This is a genomic window from Corynebacterium axilliensis (genome assembly GCF_046097495.1).
Taxonomy (GTDB): Bacteria; Actinomycetota; Actinomycetes; order Mycobacteriales; family Mycobacteriaceae; genus Corynebacterium.
The window spans coordinates 2,298,210-2,315,774 of record NZ_CP175768.1 but is presented as its reverse complement, the minus strand read 5'-3'; the positions used below and the strand labels follow the sequence as shown (position 1 = coordinate 2,315,774).

General features: G+C 65.4%; 15 protein-coding genes and 1 pseudogene. 2 read left to right on the top strand and 14 right to left on the bottom strand.

The features are described from left to right. Window positions 1–137: 137 nt before the first annotated feature. Window positions 138–1,217: a type VII secretion-associated protein gene (locus tag ACKFR8_RS11140; RefSeq protein WP_408930085.1), complete on the bottom strand. Its 1,080-nt coding sequence runs from the start codon at window positions 1,215–1,217 to the stop codon at window positions 138–140. Further along, window positions 1,214–4,946, bottom strand: a pseudogene (eccCa, locus tag ACKFR8_RS11135) (type VII secretion protein EccCa). Before eccCa ends, ACKFR8_RS11140 begins: the two are co-directional and overlap by 4 nt. A gap of 130 nt (window positions 4,947–5,076) precedes the next feature. Between eccCa and eccD the strand changes: the two are divergent. Together eccD and ACKFR8_RS11125 are read left to right on the top strand one after the other, a co-directional pair. Further along, window positions 5,077–6,399 carry a type VII secretion integral membrane protein EccD gene (gene eccD, locus ACKFR8_RS11130; protein WP_408930084.1) on the top strand — a complete coding sequence of 441 codons (1,323 nt, stop codon included), beginning with the start codon at window positions 5,077–5,079 and terminating at the stop codon, window positions 6,397–6,399. Beyond that, window positions 6,399–7,580 (top strand): S8 family serine peptidase, encoded by a 1,182-nt coding sequence (locus tag ACKFR8_RS11125; RefSeq protein ID WP_408930083.1) that lies wholly within the window; start codon window positions 6,399–6,401, stop codon window positions 7,578–7,580. Before eccD ends, ACKFR8_RS11125 begins: the two co-directional genes overlap by 1 nt. On the opposite strand, the gene eccB is transcribed toward ACKFR8_RS11125, so the two are convergent. The 12 genes from eccB to secY form a co-directional block, all read right to left on the bottom strand. Beyond that, a complete protein-coding gene (gene eccB, locus ACKFR8_RS11120; protein ID WP_408930082.1) occupies window positions 7,546–8,805 on the bottom strand; it encodes a type VII secretion protein EccB in 1,260 nt (419 codons plus the stop codon). The two genes, ACKFR8_RS11125 and eccB, sit on opposite strands and share 35 nt — an antisense overlap. 55 nt (window positions 8,806–8,860) lie before the next feature. Next, a complete protein-coding gene (truA, locus tag ACKFR8_RS11115) occupies window positions 8,861–9,721 on the bottom strand; it encodes a tRNA pseudouridine(38-40) synthase TruA (protein ID WP_408930081.1) in 861 nt (286 codons plus the stop codon). Between the two features lie 225 nt (window positions 9,722–9,946). Continuing rightward, a complete protein-coding gene (rplQ, locus tag ACKFR8_RS11110) occupies window positions 9,947–10,435 on the bottom strand; it encodes a 50S ribosomal protein L17 (protein WP_408930080.1) in 489 nt (162 codons plus the stop codon). Between the two features lie 74 nt (window positions 10,436–10,509). After that, window positions 10,510–11,520 (bottom strand): DNA-directed RNA polymerase subunit alpha, encoded by a 1,011-nt coding sequence (locus ACKFR8_RS11105; RefSeq protein WP_408930079.1) that lies wholly within the window; start codon window positions 11,518–11,520, stop codon window positions 10,510–10,512. A 69-nt stretch (window positions 11,521–11,589) separates the two neighbouring features. Continuing rightward, window positions 11,590–12,195: a 30S ribosomal protein S4 gene (rpsD, locus tag ACKFR8_RS11100; protein WP_408930078.1), complete on the bottom strand. Its 606-nt coding sequence runs from the start codon at window positions 12,193–12,195 to the stop codon at window positions 11,590–11,592. A gap of 21 nt (window positions 12,196–12,216) precedes the next feature. Next, a complete protein-coding gene (gene rpsK, locus ACKFR8_RS11095; RefSeq protein WP_039673766.1) occupies window positions 12,217–12,621 on the bottom strand; it encodes a 30S ribosomal protein S11 in 405 nt (134 codons plus the stop codon). A 3-nt stretch (window positions 12,622–12,624) separates the two neighbouring features. Continuing rightward, window positions 12,625–12,993 carry a 30S ribosomal protein S13 gene (gene rpsM, locus ACKFR8_RS11090; RefSeq protein ID WP_010189542.1) on the bottom strand — a complete coding sequence of 123 codons (369 nt, stop codon included), beginning with the start codon at window positions 12,991–12,993 and terminating at the stop codon, window positions 12,625–12,627. A 182-nt stretch (window positions 12,994–13,175) separates the two neighbouring features. Further along, a complete protein-coding gene (gene infA, locus ACKFR8_RS11085) occupies window positions 13,176–13,394 on the bottom strand; it encodes a translation initiation factor IF-1 (RefSeq protein WP_003854422.1) in 219 nt (72 codons plus the stop codon). A 283-nt stretch (window positions 13,395–13,677) separates the two neighbouring features. Then, window positions 13,678–14,469, bottom strand: coding sequence for a L,D-transpeptidase family protein (locus ACKFR8_RS11080; protein WP_408930077.1), 792 nt, complete (start codon window positions 14,467–14,469; stop codon window positions 13,678–13,680). A gap of 41 nt (window positions 14,470–14,510) precedes the next feature. Beyond that, entirely contained in the window at window positions 14,511–15,305 is a 795-nt protein-coding gene (gene map, locus ACKFR8_RS11075) for a type I methionyl aminopeptidase (RefSeq protein ID WP_408930076.1), read from the bottom strand. Between the two features lie 8 nt (window positions 15,306–15,313). After that, window positions 15,314–15,859 carry an adenylate kinase gene (locus ACKFR8_RS11070; protein ID WP_306508336.1) on the bottom strand — a complete coding sequence of 182 codons (546 nt, stop codon included), beginning with the start codon at window positions 15,857–15,859 and terminating at the stop codon, window positions 15,314–15,316. Beyond that, window positions 15,859–17,184, bottom strand: coding sequence for a preprotein translocase subunit SecY (secY, locus tag ACKFR8_RS11065; protein WP_408930075.1), 1,326 nt, complete (start codon window positions 17,182–17,184; stop codon window positions 15,859–15,861). The genes ACKFR8_RS11070 and secY overlap by 1 nt, the downstream gene beginning before the upstream one ends. Window positions 17,185–17,565 lie beyond the last annotated feature (381 nt).

Genomic DNA, 17,565 nt, shown 5'->3' with positions numbered 1-17,565 from the left:
TAACTGTGGGGCCCCAACTGTGTGTCTCCCCCGAGAAGCACCCTGTTGTCCTTCTCACCTTTATTGGACTGGAGCTGACCGCAATCGGTTCCCGGCGCCGTCCATCTTTTTTGCCTACTCCGTTCTCCCCTGCGCGATTACTGTTTGACTAGGGACTCCGCCGCCATGCGGCACGCTGCCTTTTGCACCACGTTGGGCTCAAACTTGGTGTGACAGCCCACCGACATCTGGTGACCCTTGTCCTCCCACATCAGCCACGTCACGCGGGAGCCGTCCCCGGGGTCCTCGGTGTAGGTGAGCCGGCCGGCGTCTTCGGAGGGGTCCTTGAGGGCTGGGGCCGCATCAATCTGAGCCTTGATTTCGCCGAAAAGGGCGTCCACGGGCACGTTGAATAGCGGGTCGGCGGCAAGCAGGATGCGCAGATTCGGGTCCTCCCCGGTAGCGGTGACCAGGCCGTCTTCTACGCTCGTGCGGAATCCTTGCGGGAGCACCAGCGACATACCTTCAACCTCAATGGCCTGTTGTCCAGGGCGCAGGCCCGTGTCACCGGCGCCAGGCGCATCTTTTCCGTCTGAGCCGGCGGGTTCGGTAGTTGGTGGTCCTCCCGCCGCATCATCTGTGTGTGCCGTGGGCGCGGCACTGGCCGGTGCCTCAGAGGCGGCCGAGGCAGAGTCCTTGCGCCCCACCGCCCACCAGGACACCCCGGCCACGAGCACGACCATTACGGCGATGGCGATGTAGAAGGGATCGATGCCACTAGGGGTCCACGCCGGCGTGCCTGTGCGGCGACGGTGCGAGCGAGGACGCTCCACGGGTACCGCGTCCGGGCTTTCCTCCTGCCTGGTTGGGGCGGGCGGGGCACTGCGAACGGTGTGCGCTGGCGCGGGTGGCTCGAGTGGTTCAGGCTCGAGCACCGTTACTCCGGTAGCGGAAAGCTGCCGGCGCACAATCTCCACCGCCTTCAGTGTCTTCTCGGTGCCGGAGGGATCCGCCACCACCTCAACCTCCACGTCGGGCCACTCGGTGTCGCAGACCTTTTCCATCTGGTCCAGGACGGGTTCGAGCGCCCAGCCGTCGACAATGCCGGTGCCGGGCAGGTCGTAGCGGTAGACGGTTTCGGGCCCCTCGTAGATGGTGGCGGCGTCGAGAACCGTGACGGTCAACGTCGTCGTGGTGGAAGATTCGGCCGGGGTGCGCAGTGCATGGGTCGTAGTCATGAGTGGTCTCCTGTCGGGTTAGTCGTGTCGTTGTCGGGGAAATACACCTGGGCCAGGCCGTGGGCGGTGCCGCGCACCACCCACTGGCCGCGCCCAGGAGGCAGGGTCTGGGGTTTGATGCCGAAGATGGCGCCTTCGTCCCGGTCGGCGTCGAGAAGCAACAGCGCCGGCTGCAGGTCACGGACCGCGGACAGAAACTGCCCGAAGAGCGCGCGCCCAATGCCGCCGGACTTGCGCGCCAGCACCATGTGCAGCCCCACGTCGCGGGCGTGCGGCAGGATCTCCAGGAGGGGCGCCAGCGCAATCTCACTGACCAGGTCTAGGTCATCAATGACCAGGTAGATGTCGGGGCCGTCCCACCAGCTGCGGGCAGCAAGCTGCGCCGGGGTTACGTCCGGGCCGGGAAGGCGTTGCTCTAAGGTGCGGACGGTGTCGATGATGGTGTGGGTGGCCGCGCTTGCCGACGCCGCATAGGCCGCCACCATCTCCTCCGGCAGCGTCCCCAGATGCGCACGCCTCTCATCGATGACCACCAGCCGCGCTGCCTCCCGGTCGAGGGCACCGATGCCGGCCAGGATGACGCTGAGAAACTGCGACTTTCCCGCGCCTTGGGAGCCGATGCACACCAGGTGCGGCTGCGCGTCGGGGTCCCAGGTAAGAACGTCCAGGTCCGCGCCGCCAATGCCCCACGCAATCCCCGGGGCGGCGGCCCCAGCGGGCTGGGGCGGCAACTGACGCAGCCGGGCGGGCAGCATCTTCAACGCCGGCACCGGCGCGGACTCCGCGTGCACGCCACAAATATGGGCAATGTCTTGCGGGGACGTCGCTGCAAAGAGCAGATTCTCCCCGCTGAGGTTCAGTCCGCGGCCCGGCGCGGCGGGCAACTTCTGCTGCGCCTTGCGGTCGATGAGAGAATCCATGGCCTCGCCCAAGCGCAGCTCTAGGCGGGCGGCGATGAGGTCCCTGATAGAGGGGCGCAGGCTGGTCCACCGGGCGGCGGCGATGATGACGTGGATGCGGGCGGAGGCACCGTCGTTGACCAGCTGCGTAATCGGCTCCGCCAGATCCTCAAAGTCCGCGCCCGCAGTGCCGATGTGATGCCAGCCATCGACGATGAGAAAGGTGTGGCGCCCTTCCGGCCGGCGCACCAGGCCTGCTACCTCGTCCACCACGCGCCGCACTTTCTCTGGGTCTTCTCGCCCCGCGACACCCGCCACGTGCGGAAGCCGGTCGAGTACCCCGAGCTGCCCGCCGCCGAGGTCGATGACGTAGAAGCGGACCTGCTCCGGCGAGTGCATTAGCGCCAGTCCGGCGACCACACTGCGCAGCGCCATCGACTTGCCCGACTGCGGCCCGCCGCACAGGGCCAGGTGCCCGCCGCCAGTGGTGAAGTCCACGACGAGCGGATCCTGGCGCTGATGATAGGGCCGATCAATAAGCCCCACCGGCGCGCGCAGCGGCGGGTTCTGCGCCACGGCGGGCGCCTGCCCAGGCTGAACGGCCTGGCCCGCACGTGCTACCACCGCGGAGAGCTCCACCACTGGCGGCAGTGGCGGCAGCCAGAATCCGGCGCGCCGCCTGGCTGCGCTCCTGCGCCTCCTCCCGCGCAGCCGCCACGACCGCTCCCAGCAGGGTGGTCGAAGAATCCACCACCACCGCCACTTCGGGTGTTTCCTCCTCCGCGGACCAGCCGGTGAAAAGTTCCACGCGCGCGGGCGGGCGGTCTGGGCTCTCCTCTCCCTCACGCGCCACACGGCGCGTGACTGGGCCGGAGACATAGGAAGCTTGGAAGCGCGCCGGGGCATCCGCGTCGGTCTTGAGATACCCCGCGCCCGGCTGGGCGGGCAGGTGATATGCGTCGGTGACTCCCAGCACCTGGCGGGATTCCGCAGCGGAGAAGGTCTTTAGGCCAATGCGGTAGGACAGGTGCGAGTCCAGCCCGCGCAGCCGGCCTTCCTCCAGGCGCTGCGAGGCCAGCAAGAGGTGGACGTGCAGTGAGCGGCCTAACCGGCCCACCGCGACGAAGAGCTCGGCGAAGTCTGGGTGCTGCCCTAACAGCTCGGAGAACTCATCCACCACGATGACCAGTGCGGGCAGCGGGCCGTACTCCCCCACGGCGTCGGCAGAGGCGTTGAACTCGCCCACGTTGGCAAAATTGCCGGCCTTGCGCAGAAGCTCCTGGCGGCGGTTCATCTCGCCAGAGATGGCGTCGTACATGCGCTCCACCAGCGTGGATTCCTCCTCCAGGTTGGTAATCACCGCGGAGGTATGGGGCAGCTCGTCGCATCCCAAGAAGGTCGCACCACCTTTGAAGTCCACGAGGACGAGGTTGAGCTCATCTGGACTGTGCGTGGCGGCCAGTGCTACCACGAGTGTCCGCAGCAGCTCGGACTTGCCGCTTCCCGTGGCACCGATGCACAGCCCGTGCGGGCCCATGCCGCCCTGTGCCGACTCCTTGAGATCCAGCATCACCGCCTGTCCCTGCTCATCCACTCCGAGGGGAACGCGCAGGCGTTCGGAGGAAGTACGTCCGTGCCACATGCCGGAGGCCACGAGCTCATCCACGTCGCGGTAGCCCACCAGGGCAGGAAGGTCAGCATCCCGCCCGTACCGCGGGGCCGCGGCTGCATCGCTGCCTGGGGGACGGTGATACGGCGCAATCATGCGGGCCCGCAGAAGGGCCTCCGCCACGCCCACCGGATCGCAGCGGCCCAGCTCTTCCTCCCCCGCGGCGGTCACCACCGTCATGACCCCCTCAGCGCGCAGGTAGATTCCCTCCTCTTCCGCGCGGCGGCCCAGCGGGGAATGCGAGCTCACTCCCACTGCGATCAGAGTCGTGGGCTCCCCTAACCGGGTATCACCTGGATATGCCGCCGGGGCAGCGTCGTCGCCCGCATCGACGACACGGATGCGGTGTCGCGCCTGCTCCGGGTCGCGGGCATGCGGCAGCCACTTCACCCACTCCCAGCCGCTGCCCTGGTACTCAATTCCCACCGTCTCCGGACCGTGTAGCACCGCCAGATGCAGGATGACGGCACGGGCCACGCCGGCGGCGTCCTCGCCTTCGATGCCCATGACAGGAAATGCCTGCAGCTGGATGACAACCGGCATATCCGCCACGGTGCCCACCGCGCGGACCGTCTGCCGTAGGCTCACCGCGCAGACGGGGTCGAGGTCCTCGGCCGCGCCCGAATCGGGCACGGTAATGGGTGTACACAGCGCCATCGGCCCGGTACCCACGCGTACCTCCAGGGTGTCCGGATCGTCTACTCCCCGCTCCCACAGCCGGGGCGTGGGAATGAGTGCAGCAAGTTCTCCCGGCGCGGGGTTGCGGTGTTCCTCATGCGCGCGCTGCGCTGCCGCCCGGTCCAGGGCTTGCTCCCGCAGCGCCTTGAGGTGGCGCAGGTAAGTTCTGCGCGTTTCATCCGGGTCCTGCCCGCTTCCTTGAGGATTGAACATCATGGCCATGCTGGCCAGCATCATGAGCGGAAACATCAGGCTCATGGGACTAATCCGGCGCGCATCTCCGGCGCCGAGCACCATCAGTGCCACCATGCCCAGCATGGCCGCCACCATGACCAGCGGCATCATGAGGCGCACCAGCGGAACCGGCTGGGCGCGAGCGGCCTCTGGCACGGCCTCAGCATCAATACTGCCTTGCGGCAGTGGCGGCGCTGGCTCCCGATAGGCCACCGATCCGGCATCGACAACGCGTGTAGGTACGCGCATGGAAAAAGTCCTTCCCCCCGAAGTACTCCACCGCCTCCGTGTGCGGTGGACAGCGTGCCACTAGTAAGCCACAATGAGGGGCAATGGGCAAGGGGTAGCCCAGAAATTTTTCTCGGGGGAGGTATTTTCCATGACCCGCGCACTCGCGCATTCCATTCACGTCACCGTCCGCATTCATGCAGGCCACATCCACAAAGAGGCGGACGTGTCCCTGCCGTTGTCCTCCAGCATTGGGGAGGTGCTGGGAGAGTTGCTCGTGCTTGTCGATGTCTCCCCGGCCCCCATCCTCTGGCGCGCTACCACGGCGGCTGGCAAGTCAATCTCCATGACCGCCCCGCTGGAGCGCACACCGCTGGAAGAGGGCTCGGTGCTGGTGCTCAGTCCTTCCGCGCAGGCCCCGGCACCCATCGTGCGCGACGCCGCGGAGGCCCTGGCCGCCACTGGCGGCGACTCCCCTCTGCATTCGCTAACGAGTGTGTGGGGCGTTGCGGGCGTCGCCGGAACGGGTGGCCTCTCTGCCGCGGCAGTATCGCCCGTGGTGGGCGCAGGCATCGCCGCCTGCGTGGCGCTGGTCTTATCGGTGTGGACGCGCCGGGGTGCGCTGCTCGCAGCGGCGCACGTGGCGGCGGGTCTGGCCGGGTGGTTCTTGATAGGTGGCGCACCGTCGCTGGATTTGGGGCCGAAGCTGTCCGCAGCGCTCGCCGCGGCGGCGTGTGCGGTGGCGATTGTCGCCGTGGCGGCGCAGATCCTGCGGCTCGGTGGCCTGCGTGCCCGTGCCATCGCTGCCGCCTGGTGCGGTCTGGTACTCGTCGGGCTGCTGGGCCCAGCCCCAGTTCTCGCCGCGTCGGTGCTCGTGCTCGCCGGTGCGCCGGTGTTGACCACCCGGATCGCTGGCCTACGTGTGCCGCAGCTGCCCACTGCGGGCCAGGACCTGAGCGTGTCCGACAGCCTCCCCACCGATAACGACACCAAGGCACAGCGCGCCGCCCACGCCTACGAGGGCGTGGCTGTGGGATGCGTACTCGCCGGCCTACCCGCGCTGCTGCACCTGGTGTGGCTGGCCACCAGCACCGGCCAGGCCTGGGCCACCCAGGCGTTGTGCGTGGGCGTAGGCGGTTCGGTCATCATCCACGCTGCGCGGCACGCGCGCACGGTGGCGGCGTGGGCGCTGGGCCTCTATGGCGTCGCCGCCGCCCTTGCCGCGGTGGCCGTTACTGCCCGGGTGTGGCAGGCCTTCCCGTCGCCGACCCCAACCACCTGGGTGCTCACCGCGGTGGCGGGCGCCATTGTGCTGGCCGCGTTGTCTGCGCCTGTGTGGGCCGAGGTCGTGGGCCACCTGGAGCCGACGACAATCGTATGGTTCGAGCGCGCCGAGACCCTAGCCCTGGCCGCCTGCTTACCGCTGGCCGCGCACCTGGCTGGCTTGTTCGATCTCATCCGGGGGTTAGGCTAATGCGGCTGCATGTTCCGACCATTTCCCCTGTAGTCCTGGCGTCTGCGGCAGCGCTCTTCATTCCGTGTACCGCGCCACAGGCGCAGGCCCGCGAGCCCGACGTCGAGTGCGCATCGGCGACGTTTTCCGACCGTGGCCCCGCGCCCTCGGCACAGTACCTGGACTACCGCTCCCGGCTGCATTCCTTTGCCACCGGCGCGGGAATCCGCGTGGCCGTCATCGACACCGGAGTGGCCGACCACCCACAGATTCGCGTGGTCCCCGGTCAGGATTTCGTTACTCCAGCAGAACCCGATCCTTTACGCGATTGCGACCTGCACGGCACCGTCGTGGCCGGGGTCATTGCGGGCCGTGAGCTGGGCGTGGCACCCGACGCGGAGATATACTCCATCCGCCAGACCAGCGCGCACTACCGCTCCCCTTCGCCGCAGGAAGACAGTGCGGGCGAAGACTCGGACTCCAGCTCGGGAACGCTAGCAACGCTAGCGGCGGCCATCGAGGACGCCGTGGAGGCAAAGGCGAAGGTAATCAACGTCTCCGTGGTCTCCTGCGTGCCGCCGGAGGCCGCCGAGCGCGTGGACCGCTCCCGCCTAGACGCCGCGCTCGCGCGGGCGGAAGACGAAGGCGTGGTGGTCGTGGCGGCCTCGGGGAACGCGACGTCGGGTGGCTGCGAGAAGGGCGATGTCGTCTTCCCCGCCGAGGGAGACACCGTTTTAGCAGTCGGCGCGCTGGAGACGCCGCACGACCTCGCCGGCTATTCTCTCGCCGCCCCGCTCAGCGCCGAGGGGGCCGTCCCCCTCGCGCTAGCCCCCGGCGGCGGGTGGGCGACCGCGAAGGGGGACGTGCTCTTTCAAGGAACATCCTTCGCCGCACCCCTGGTCAGCGGCACCGTAGCGCTCTTAGCCCAACGCTATCCCGCGGATTCCGCAGCGCAGCTCCGGGCACGCGTCATGGACTCTGCCGAGCCGGGCCACGGAGTGGTAGATCCACTCACGGCCGTGACCTATCGCCCTGGAACCGGCGATCGTCCCGAGCGCAGCGTGGCCGTATCCCCGGCAGCGGCGGAAACCTCCCCGCGCTGGGCACGTGTGCGCTGGCTCCTCGCCGGGGCCGCAGCCCTCTCGCTTTTCGCCGCGTGCCGGGCCGCTAGTGCTGGGCCGCCAGCGCGTCCTCGCGGCTAAGCGGCGAGCCCTCCGGGAGCAGACGCAGGATTTCCCACGGCACCTGTTCGGGCTCTCCTAGGCCCAAAGCGTGGAGCGACGCTGGGTTCGCCACCGCATGACGCCGGCCGGTTGCCGCCACTACGTGAAAGCCGTGCCCGCTATCCACCCCTACCCCGGCGCGCAGCCCCGCAAAGCGGGCAGCCGCGGAATCGCCCGGCAGATCGATGGTGGCGCTCACCGGCGCGGTCATTCCGGCGCCGTTCTGGGAATTCGCGCACAGCCAGCCCTGCTCGGGTGACAAGAAGTCCAGGCGGGTGGTGGGGAGGTTGAAGGCCGGTGGGGCGTCGCCAAGCGCGGCAACCTCCTGGGCCTGCGCGGGCAGACGCTGCGCGCCCACGCCCACCAGCATCTCCGCCTGCGTCGGCGTCACCGGAGTGACCCCGTGCTCCGTGCGCACCCACAGGCTTTCCCCGGTATCCAAAATCTGCGGGGCGGCTGCCGGAAAGCTCAGCGGCTCCAGCTCCGCGAAGGCGTTGAGCAACTCAGGCGGCACGGCCCACACCGCTGTCTCCGCGGTCATCCCGAGCGCGCGGCGCACGACGCGGCCTTGCGTGCTCGACGCCTCCGGCAGCACCACCCGGCCCTGGCCGGTGAGCAACCACTGGGTGCCGTCGGATTCCGCGACCGCCCCGTGCGTTTCATCGAAGCCAGGAACTGCGCGGTGGGCCACCACGGTGACGGTCCCCACGCGGGTGCTTGACTGCCAGTTCTCCCCCTCCGTCGCTTCCTCTAAACAGGCCGCCCAGCCAGGCACCTGACCGCTGGAGGCAGCTAGGAGGTTTGGCGCATCTGCAATCCCCAGCGGCGTCCCCAGGCTCACCTGGTCAATAAAGCCCGCGCCGGCTGCGCTCGGATCCACCGGCTCGTTCGCAATGAGGCGAGCAGACGCCAGGTTGGCCACCGGATGATAGGTGCCATTGACCAGCGCTAGGAGCTGGCCCTCGGCGGAGCGCACCACCGGGGCATCACCCGGCTGGGGATCCGGCTGCATCCAGGCGATGAGCCCGGAGCCCACGCAGAGAAAGACCACCGCCGCTACTCCCCCAAGAAGCGCGCGGCGCCGCCGCTTGAGCGGATCATGAATCATCCTGATATCCCCGAAGACCAGGCCGTGCTCAAGCCGGCGTACGAGAAACTTGTGCCCGGATACCTGGGCCTTGGTGGTCGGCAACGCGCGTGCCATGAGAAATCCTCCCCCGATGAAGTGCGCCGCCCTCCTCGGCGCAGTGGATTCTAGATTAACGCACGTCGGTCTCCTCCGCAGCGCGACGGCCACGGGTCATCTCCGCCCGCGCCGCCAACTGGTCCGCCTCCGGGTAGTCCACGCCCACCAGGCTCAAGCCCTGGGCATCCGCCAGTGGGTTCTGGGAGGAGCGGCTGTCCTCCCGCAGCATCTGGGCCGCGAAGGAGACATCGCGCGAGCCCTCGCCAACCCGCAGGCAACAGCCCACCAGGGAGCGCACCATAGACCAGCAGAAGGCATCGGCGCTCACGTGAGCCTCGTAGAGCTGCGGCTCCTGCGGGGTGGACACGTCCTTCCACTCGAAGGCGAGTAGCTCGCGGATCGTCGTGGCGTGCGGCTTGGCTTTGCAGAACGCCACGAAGTCATTGAGGCCCACAAGTTCGTTGGCTGCCTGCTGCATCAGCTCAAGATCCACAGGCTTGAACCACGTGGCGGTATCGCGGGCGCGGGTAGGCAGCGCGCCGCGCGGATGGGTGGTGATGCGATAGACGTAGTGGCGGCGCAGGGCAGAGAAACGCGCATCGAAGACGTCAGGGACCTGAGTGCAGGCGTGCACGCGGACGTCGGCAGGCAGCAGCTTGGCCAGCCGCCGGACGAGTGTGAAAGGATCGCCGTCGATGCTGCGCTGGCTGAGCGCCTCGTGGGTGGTATCGAAGTGCGCGACCTGGCCGCTGGCATGCACACCGGCGTCCGTGCGCCCCGCCACGGTGAGCTCCACCGGATGGCGCAGAATCATCGTCAGCTTCTCCTCCACGGTCTGCTGCACCGTGCGGAGTTCCCCCTTCTGCTTGGCCCAACCGTGGAAGTCGGTGCCGTCATAAGCCAAGTCCAGTCGCAGGCGAACGCTTTCACTCATGGGGGTTGATGATACCGTGCGCTGGAAACTCTGCGCAGACGGCATCCGGAGGTCCGTTTTAACAAATAAGGGTCTAAAAACTGCTGATTTCAGCACACTATTTGTTAAAACGGACCATCATTCAGCTTGCCTCCCCACGCTGCGCCATAAATACTACGCACGACAAAGGCCCGCGCCCCACCAGCAATGTGGTGAGTGCGGGCCCAATGGTGGAGCCGGGAAGAATTACTTCTCCTCGGTGGTCTCCTCAGCCTCGGTAGCCTCTGCGGACTCAGCCTCAGCCTCTTCAGCCTTAGCTTCCTCGGCCTGCTTGGAAGCAGCAGCGCGGGTAGCGCGGTTAGCCTCGGAGGTCACGGTCTCCTCGAGAACGAGGGAGATCTGGGACATCGGGGCGTTGTCGCCGGTGCGGTTCTCCAGCTTGATGGTGCGGGTGTAGCCACCCTCACGGTTCTCGAACTTCGGAGCCAGCTCATCAAACAGGTGAGCAACGACGTCCTTGTGCGGGATCAGCTTGAGAACAGCGCGGCGGTCAGCAACCGTGCCGGACTTAGCCTTGGTGATGATCTTCTCGATGTACGGGCGAAGAACCTTCGCCTTGGCATCGGTGGTCTTGATAGCGCCGTGCTCGATCAGGCTAGCTGCCAAGTTGCTCAGCAGGTGAGCCTGCTGCTTGGCGGAGCCGCCGAGACGGGCACCCTTCTTAGGGGTTGGCATTATGTACTCCTCGTGTGCGGATTAATTGAGCGCGCAACGGGCGCTAAAGCGCCGTTACGATTCAGCGGAATTCTTTACTCGGAATCCTCAGCAGCCGGGTCCTTGAAGTCACCGGTTTCTGCGTCGTAGCCTTCGAGCTGGGTCGGGTCGAAGTCCTCCGGGGTGTCCTTGAGGGCCAGGCCCAGGTTAGCCAGCTTGATCTTTACCTCGTTGATCGACTTCTGACCGAAGTTGCGGATATCCAGCAGGTCCGACTCGGTGCACTCGGCGAGCTCACCGACGGTGTGGATCTCCTGGCGCTTCAGGCAGTTGTAGGAGCGGACGGAGAAGTTCAGGTCCTCGATCGGCATGCTGTAGGCAGCGATGTACTCCGTCTCCTGCGGGGACGGGCCAATCTCGATGCCCTCAGCGGCGTTGTTCAGCTCGCGGGCCAAGCCGAAGAGCTCGACCAGGGTGCCGCCGGCGGAAGCCAGGGCGTCGCGGGCAGAAATCGAGTTCTTGGTCTCGACGTCGATGATCAGCTTGTCAAAGTCGGTGCGCTGCTCAACACGAGTAGCTTCGACCTTGTAGGAGACCTTGAGCACCGGGGAGTAAATCTGGTCGACCGGAATACGGCCGATTTCCCCAGAGGTAGCGGCAGCCGGGACGTAGCCACGGCCGCGCTCGACGACGAGTTCCATGTCCAGCTTGGCGGACTCATTCAGGGACGCAATGTGCAGATCCGAGTTGTGGATCTCCACGCCAGCCGGCGGCTGGATGTCACCTGCGGTCACCTCACCCGGGCCCTCCTTGCTCAGGTACATGACCACCGGCTCGTCAGAGTCGGAGGACAGAACCAGACCCTTGATGTTCAAGATGATCTCGGAAACGTCTTCCTTCACACCATTGATGGTGGTGAACTCGTGGAGCACACCGTCAATCTTGATGGAGGTTACTGCTGCACCCGGGATGGAGGACAGCAGCGTACGACGCAGCGAGTTACCGAGGGTGTAGCCAAAGCCCGGCTCGAGCGGTTCGATGACGAACTTCGAACGAGACGAGTCGATGAATTCCTCGGTGAGCTGAGGACGCTGGGAAATAAGCATGGAATTTCTCCTTGTCGGCGCCCACTATATGACGCCGGTAGAAGGGGTAAAGGATCAGATATCGAAAGTTTACTTCGAGTAAAGCTCGACGATGAGCTGCTCCTGCAGCGGAACGTCGATCTGAGCGCGCTCGGGCAGCTGGTGCACGAGGATGCGCAGGGTGTCCGGGACGACCTGCAGCCACGCCGGAACGTTGGCGTCAATCAGGCGATCCTGGGCCTCTTCGAACCATTCCATCTTCTGGGAACGCTCGCGGACATCGATGATGTCGTACTGCGTGACCTGGAAGGACGGAACGTTGATCTTCTTGCCGTTCACGGTGAAGTGACCGTGGGAGACAAGCTGGCGAGCCTGGCGGCGGGTGTTGGCCAGACCAGCGCGGTAGATCACGTTGTCGAGACGGGACTCGAGCAGAACGACCAGGTTGTCACCGGTCTTGCCCGGGCGACGGTTCGCCTCGGCGTAGTAGCGGCGGAACTGACGCTCCAGCACACCGTAGGTGTACTTGGCCTTCTGCTTCTCCTGGAGCTGCAGCAGGTACTCAGATTCCTTGATGCGGTTGCGGCCAGCCTGTCCCGGGGGGTACGGGCGGCGCTCAAATGCCATGTCGCCGCCGACCAGGTCGACGCGCAGACGGCGGGATACGCGGGTAGCGGGGCCAGTATAACGAGCCATTGTTTTACCTCTTCCTTTCCCTTAAACCTTGCGGCGCTTGGTCGGACGGCAGCCGTTGTGCGGCTGAGGGGTGGCATCCGTGATCGAGTTAACCTCGAGGCCTGCTGCCTGCAGGGAACGGATAGCGGTCTCGCGGCCGGAGCCCGGACCCTTGACGAATACGTCAACCTTCTTCATACCGTGGTCCATTGCCTTGCGGGCAGCGTTCTCAGCAGCCATCTGCGCTGCGAACGGGGTGGACTTACGGGAACCCTTGAAGCCGACGTGGCCGGAGGATGCCCAGGAGATGACAGCACCGTGCGGGTCCGTGATGGACACGATGGTGTTGTTGAAGGTGGACTTGATGTAGGCGTGGCCTGCGGCCACGTTCTTCTTTACGACGCGACGACCACCACGGCGCGCGCCGGAACGAGTCTTCGGTGGCATGTGTTACTTCTTCTTTCCTGCGATCGTCTTCTTCGGACCCTTGCGCGTACGAGCGTTGGTCTTGGTGCGCTGACCACGAACGGGCAGGCCACGACGGTGGCGGATGCCCTGGTAGCAGCCGATTTCAATCTTGCGACGGATGTCAGCCTGAACCTGGCGGCGGAGGTCACCCTCGACCTTCCAGGTAGCTTCGATAACGTCACGCAGCGCCGACAGCTGATCGTCGTCCAGGTTGTCGGTGCGCAGGTCGGGAGAAATGCCGGTCTTTTCCAGCAGTTCCTTGGCACGGGCAGGCCCGATGCCGTAGATGTAGGTGAGAGCGACCTCCATGCGCTTGTTGCGCGGGAGGTCAACACCAGCTAGACGTGCCATGTGGCGTGTCCTTTCGGGTTGTTACGATGGTTTTCTCCTCATCCGTCCCGCGCCACACGTGCGCTTCGCCCGGACCGAGCCGGGAACTGTGGGCACGCTTGGCAGCGCGGGCTCAGGCCATCGCAGCCTGAGGTGAAAAGAACGGACCTAGATCCGTCCGTGGGTGAGGAGGCTTACTGTCTTTACTTGTAGCGGTAGACGATGCGTCCGCGGGTCAGGTCGTAAGGAGACAGCTCTACAACAACGCGGTCCTCCGGGAGGATGCGAATGTAGTGCTGACGCATCTTGCCAGAGATGTGTGCAAGAACCTTGTGTCCGTTGTCGAGCTCGACGCGGAACATTGCGTTGGGCAGGGGTTCGACGATGCGACCCTCAACCTCGATTGCGCCTTCCTTAGCCATAACCTCTACTTTTCTGATGAACGGTGGGCGTGCGCCGCACTGGGCGCCGTCCCCTTCACCTGCATGTTTGATGTCTACTACTGGATGCCGCCCGCCTGTGCATCACGCTTGTGAAGCACTACGTGCAGACACCAGCTCTCAAGCATACGCTGCGGCAACGCGTTTTCCAAATGCCGCTAGCGCACTGTACTGCGAGATTCTCTCCTGACACGCCGAAAGCCCGCCTCCTCAGTGAGGCGACGGGCAGATAGGGAATGTGCGGGCGGATGGCCCCGCGGCTGAATTAGTAGATGAAGACTTTGGAGCCCATCGGAACATCGTTCCAGTAGCGGACGGCGTCCTGGTGGGTCAGGTGCACGCAGCCGTTGGACTCGTAAGCCGGGGATCCCTCATGGAAGGCGTGACCGTTGTTGGTGAAGTACATCGAGTACGGCATCGGCGCGTTACCGAATTCTCGCGATATCTCGTCCTTAATCTTGCGGTTGATGTAGAAAGTGCCGGCCGGGGTCTCCTCACCCACCGTGCCGGAGGAGATGGCAGACGCCACGTAGGTCACGTTACCGTTGCCGTCCTGCAGCCAGGAACGGCGGCCACCGCGGTCCACACAGATGCGGGCATCAGCCGGGCACGGACCCACGTCGAAGCGCTGGGCCTGACGCTCGGCCTCAGCCTTGCGGGCAGCCTCCTCGGCGGCGGCCTTCTCGCGAGCAATCTCCTCGGCGTGAGCGCGCTCCTCCGCCTCACGGGCGGCGCGGATCTCTGCATTCTTCTGCTCGATAAGGCCCGGGAAGATGAGCTCTACCGCGCCGTCGATGACGGGCTGCAGCGCGTCAGCGGCCTGCGGGTTAGCTTTCTCGAGGGAATCGAGCATGGCGTTGCGCGAGTTCCATGCGTCCTCGCGGGACTGCGCTGCCAGGTCGTCGAACTGGGACTGGATATCGGAGGAGAGAGTATCGATGGAAGGCGTGGTCTGCGCGTTGGCAGCGGGGGCAACCGTCAGGGAGGCTGCTACCAGGCCTGCCGCGGTGACACGGCGTAGGGTACGTGCACCAAAGCTAGAACGAATTTTAGACATGGCAAGAAGTATAGACTCTCGTGCGGCAATTTCCTACCCCACTAGTAGCGGGGTGTCAGGATCCGGGGACCATTCTCCGTCGCGGCCACGGTATGCTCCCAGTGCGCGGCGAGGGAGCCGTCGGTGGTGACGACCGTCCAGTCGTCGTCAAGCACGGCGTTATCCTCCGTGCCCAGGGTGATCATGGGCTCGATGGCCAGCACGGACCCGTCCTGGATGAGCGGACCGCGCCCGGCCTTGCCCTCATTGGCCAGGTAAGGTTCTTCGTGCATCTCGTGGCCGATGCCGTGCCCGCCGTAGCCGTCCACAATAAACAGCTCGACGCCGAACTTATCCGCGGCCGCGTAGGTCGCCTGCTCGAGCGCGGCGGAGACGTCCGTGAGCCGGTTGCCGGGCACCATAGCCTGCATGCCCTCGTGGAGGACCCACTCGGTGGCATCGGACAGCGCCTGAGCCTGGGTGCTGAGCTTGCCGACACCAAACGTCCACGCACTGTCCCCCACCCAGCCGTCGAGCGTGGCGCCACAATCGATGGACACCAGGTCCCCCTCCGCGAGCACGATGTCGCTGCCCGGAATGCCGTGCACGATCACATCGTTGACGGAGGCGCAGATGGATCCGGGGAATCCGCCATAGCCCTTGAAGGTGGGGATGGCGCCGGCGTCCCGGATGGTCTGCTCCGCCACGGCGTCGAGCTCCAGGGTGCTCACGCCCACCGCGGCGGCGTCGCGCACCGCCTGCAGGGCACGGCCGACGATTTCGCCGGCGGCCTGCATAGCATCGAGTTCGCCCGGGGTGCGGGCGGGAATTGCCTTAGTGCGACGACGGAAAGCCATGGGAGAAGTTACTTACCCATCGCCTTGAGCGTGCGCTCGTTGATCTCCTCGACGGTGCCCTCAGCCTCGATCGAGATGATGGCGTCGCCGTAGTGCTCGATGAGCGGGAAGGTCTCGTCGCGGTAGACGCCGAGGCGGGTGCGGATGGTCTCCTCAGTGTCGTCGGCGCGGCCGCGGGCCAGCATGCGCTCCACCACCACGTCCTCGGAAACCTCGAAGTTGAGCACGCCGTCGAGCTTCAGGCCCTTGTCAGCGAGCAGCTTCTCCAAGATGTCAGCCTGCTCCACCGTGCGCGGGAAGCCGTCCAACAGGAAGCCCTCCTTGGCGTCCTCCTGGTTCAGGCGGTCCTCTACCATGCGGGCGGTGACGTCAGTCGGAACCAGCTTGCCGGCGTCGATGTAGGACTTTGCCTCAACGCCCAGCGGGGTGCCCTCGCCGATATTGGCGCGGAAGAGATCGCCGGTAGAGATGTGCGGGACGCCGAGCTTCTCGCTGAGGAGAGCAGCTTGGGTGCCCTTGCCGGCACCGGGAGGGCCAAGGAGTACGTAACGCATTACTTAAGCAGTCCTTCGTAGTTGGATTGTAGGAGCTGGGACTCGATCTGCTTGACCGTGGTCAGGGCGACCGAGACCATAATAAGGATGGCCGTACCACCAAACGCGGAGGTGCCAGAAGCACCCGCACGGCCCACACCGAGGTCCAGCAGGATGTTCGGCAGGACGGCGATGACCGCGAGGTAGATCGAGCCGACGAACAGCAGGCGGTTCATGACGAAGCCCAAGTATTCGGCGGTCGGCCGGCCCGGGCGGATACCCGGGATAAATCCACCATACTTCTTCATGTTGTCTGCCTGCTCGGCCGGGTCGTACTGGACCGAGACGTAGAAGTAGGAGAAGAAGATGGTCAGCACGAAGTACAGAACGATGTACTGCCAGGAGCTGGGCGCCTGGAGGTGCGCGATGACGTTGCGCTGCCACCAGTTATCGCTGACCCCCGGGGAACCGGAGTTCACGATCTGGGTGATGAGCACCGGCATGTAGATCAGGGAGGAGGCGAAGATCACCGGGATAACACCGGCCTGGTTGACCTTGAGCGGCAGATAGGTGGAGGAACCACCGTACTGGCGGCGGCCCACCATGCGCTTGGCGTACTGCACCGGGATGCGGCGCTGGCCCTGCTCGATGAACGTAATGCCCACGACCAGAACGATGAGGCCGGCGAGGACCATGGCGAAGACGAGGCCGCCGTTGTTCTGCAGGATGCTCACGCCATCGGTAGGCAGGCGCGTGGCAATACCCGCGAAGATCATCAGGGACATGCCGTTACCGATGCCCTTTTCGGTGATGAGCTCACCCATCCACATCACCAGGATGGCACCTGCGGTCATGGTGATAACAAGAACGATGAGGGTGAAGAAGTTGCGGTCCTCCGCCAGGACGCGCACGCCCTGGCCCAGCAGCTGCTCGCGGTCCGCCAGAGCCACGATGCCGGAAGACTGCAGGAGGGCGAGTGCCAGGGTGAGGTAACGCGTGTACTGCGTCATCTTGGCCTGGCCGGACTGGCCTTCCTTCTTCAGCTGCTCGAAGTGCGGGATGACCACGGTGAGCAGCTGCACGATGATGGAGGCCGTAATGTACGGCATGATGCCGATGGCGAAGATGGACAGCTGAAGCAGCGCACCACCGGAGAACAGATTGATCACCGAGTAGAGGTTGCCGGACTCCTCCGTCAGGTCACGGAGACGACCCGCAATGGTCGCGTAATCGACACCCGGGGACGGGATCTGCGCACCGACGCGGTAGAGGATGATCATGACGATCGTGAAAATGATCTTCTTACGCAGGTCGGCGTCTTTGAAAGCCTGCAAAATGGCGGACACTACACAATCCTCCTGGCCACCGCGCTGCAACTGCGGGCCGAAGCTACCGCGCACGGAGGTGGAAACACATTGGTTCCTGCTGTATAAGCACCCTTTCAGGCGCTTCAAAGGAACGGTTGAACACTTTTGACCCCATTACCCTACCAGCCTTGCCCCCGTTCGCCATATCCGGGGCGTGTCACCCGCGCTCGCGGCGTGCGTGGTGTAGGCCAGACCGACCTTTTCCAGACGTCCTTAGCGCGATTTGGTCGAGCGGCCTACCATGGCCTGTGTTGCTCGCAAGCAATGTCCCTACAAGTTTTTTGAAGGTTTTACTACCTCTTCGACCTCTCCCTCGACGCCTGAGGCGCCTCGGAGTACGGCCGTTCTATACCCGCCTGA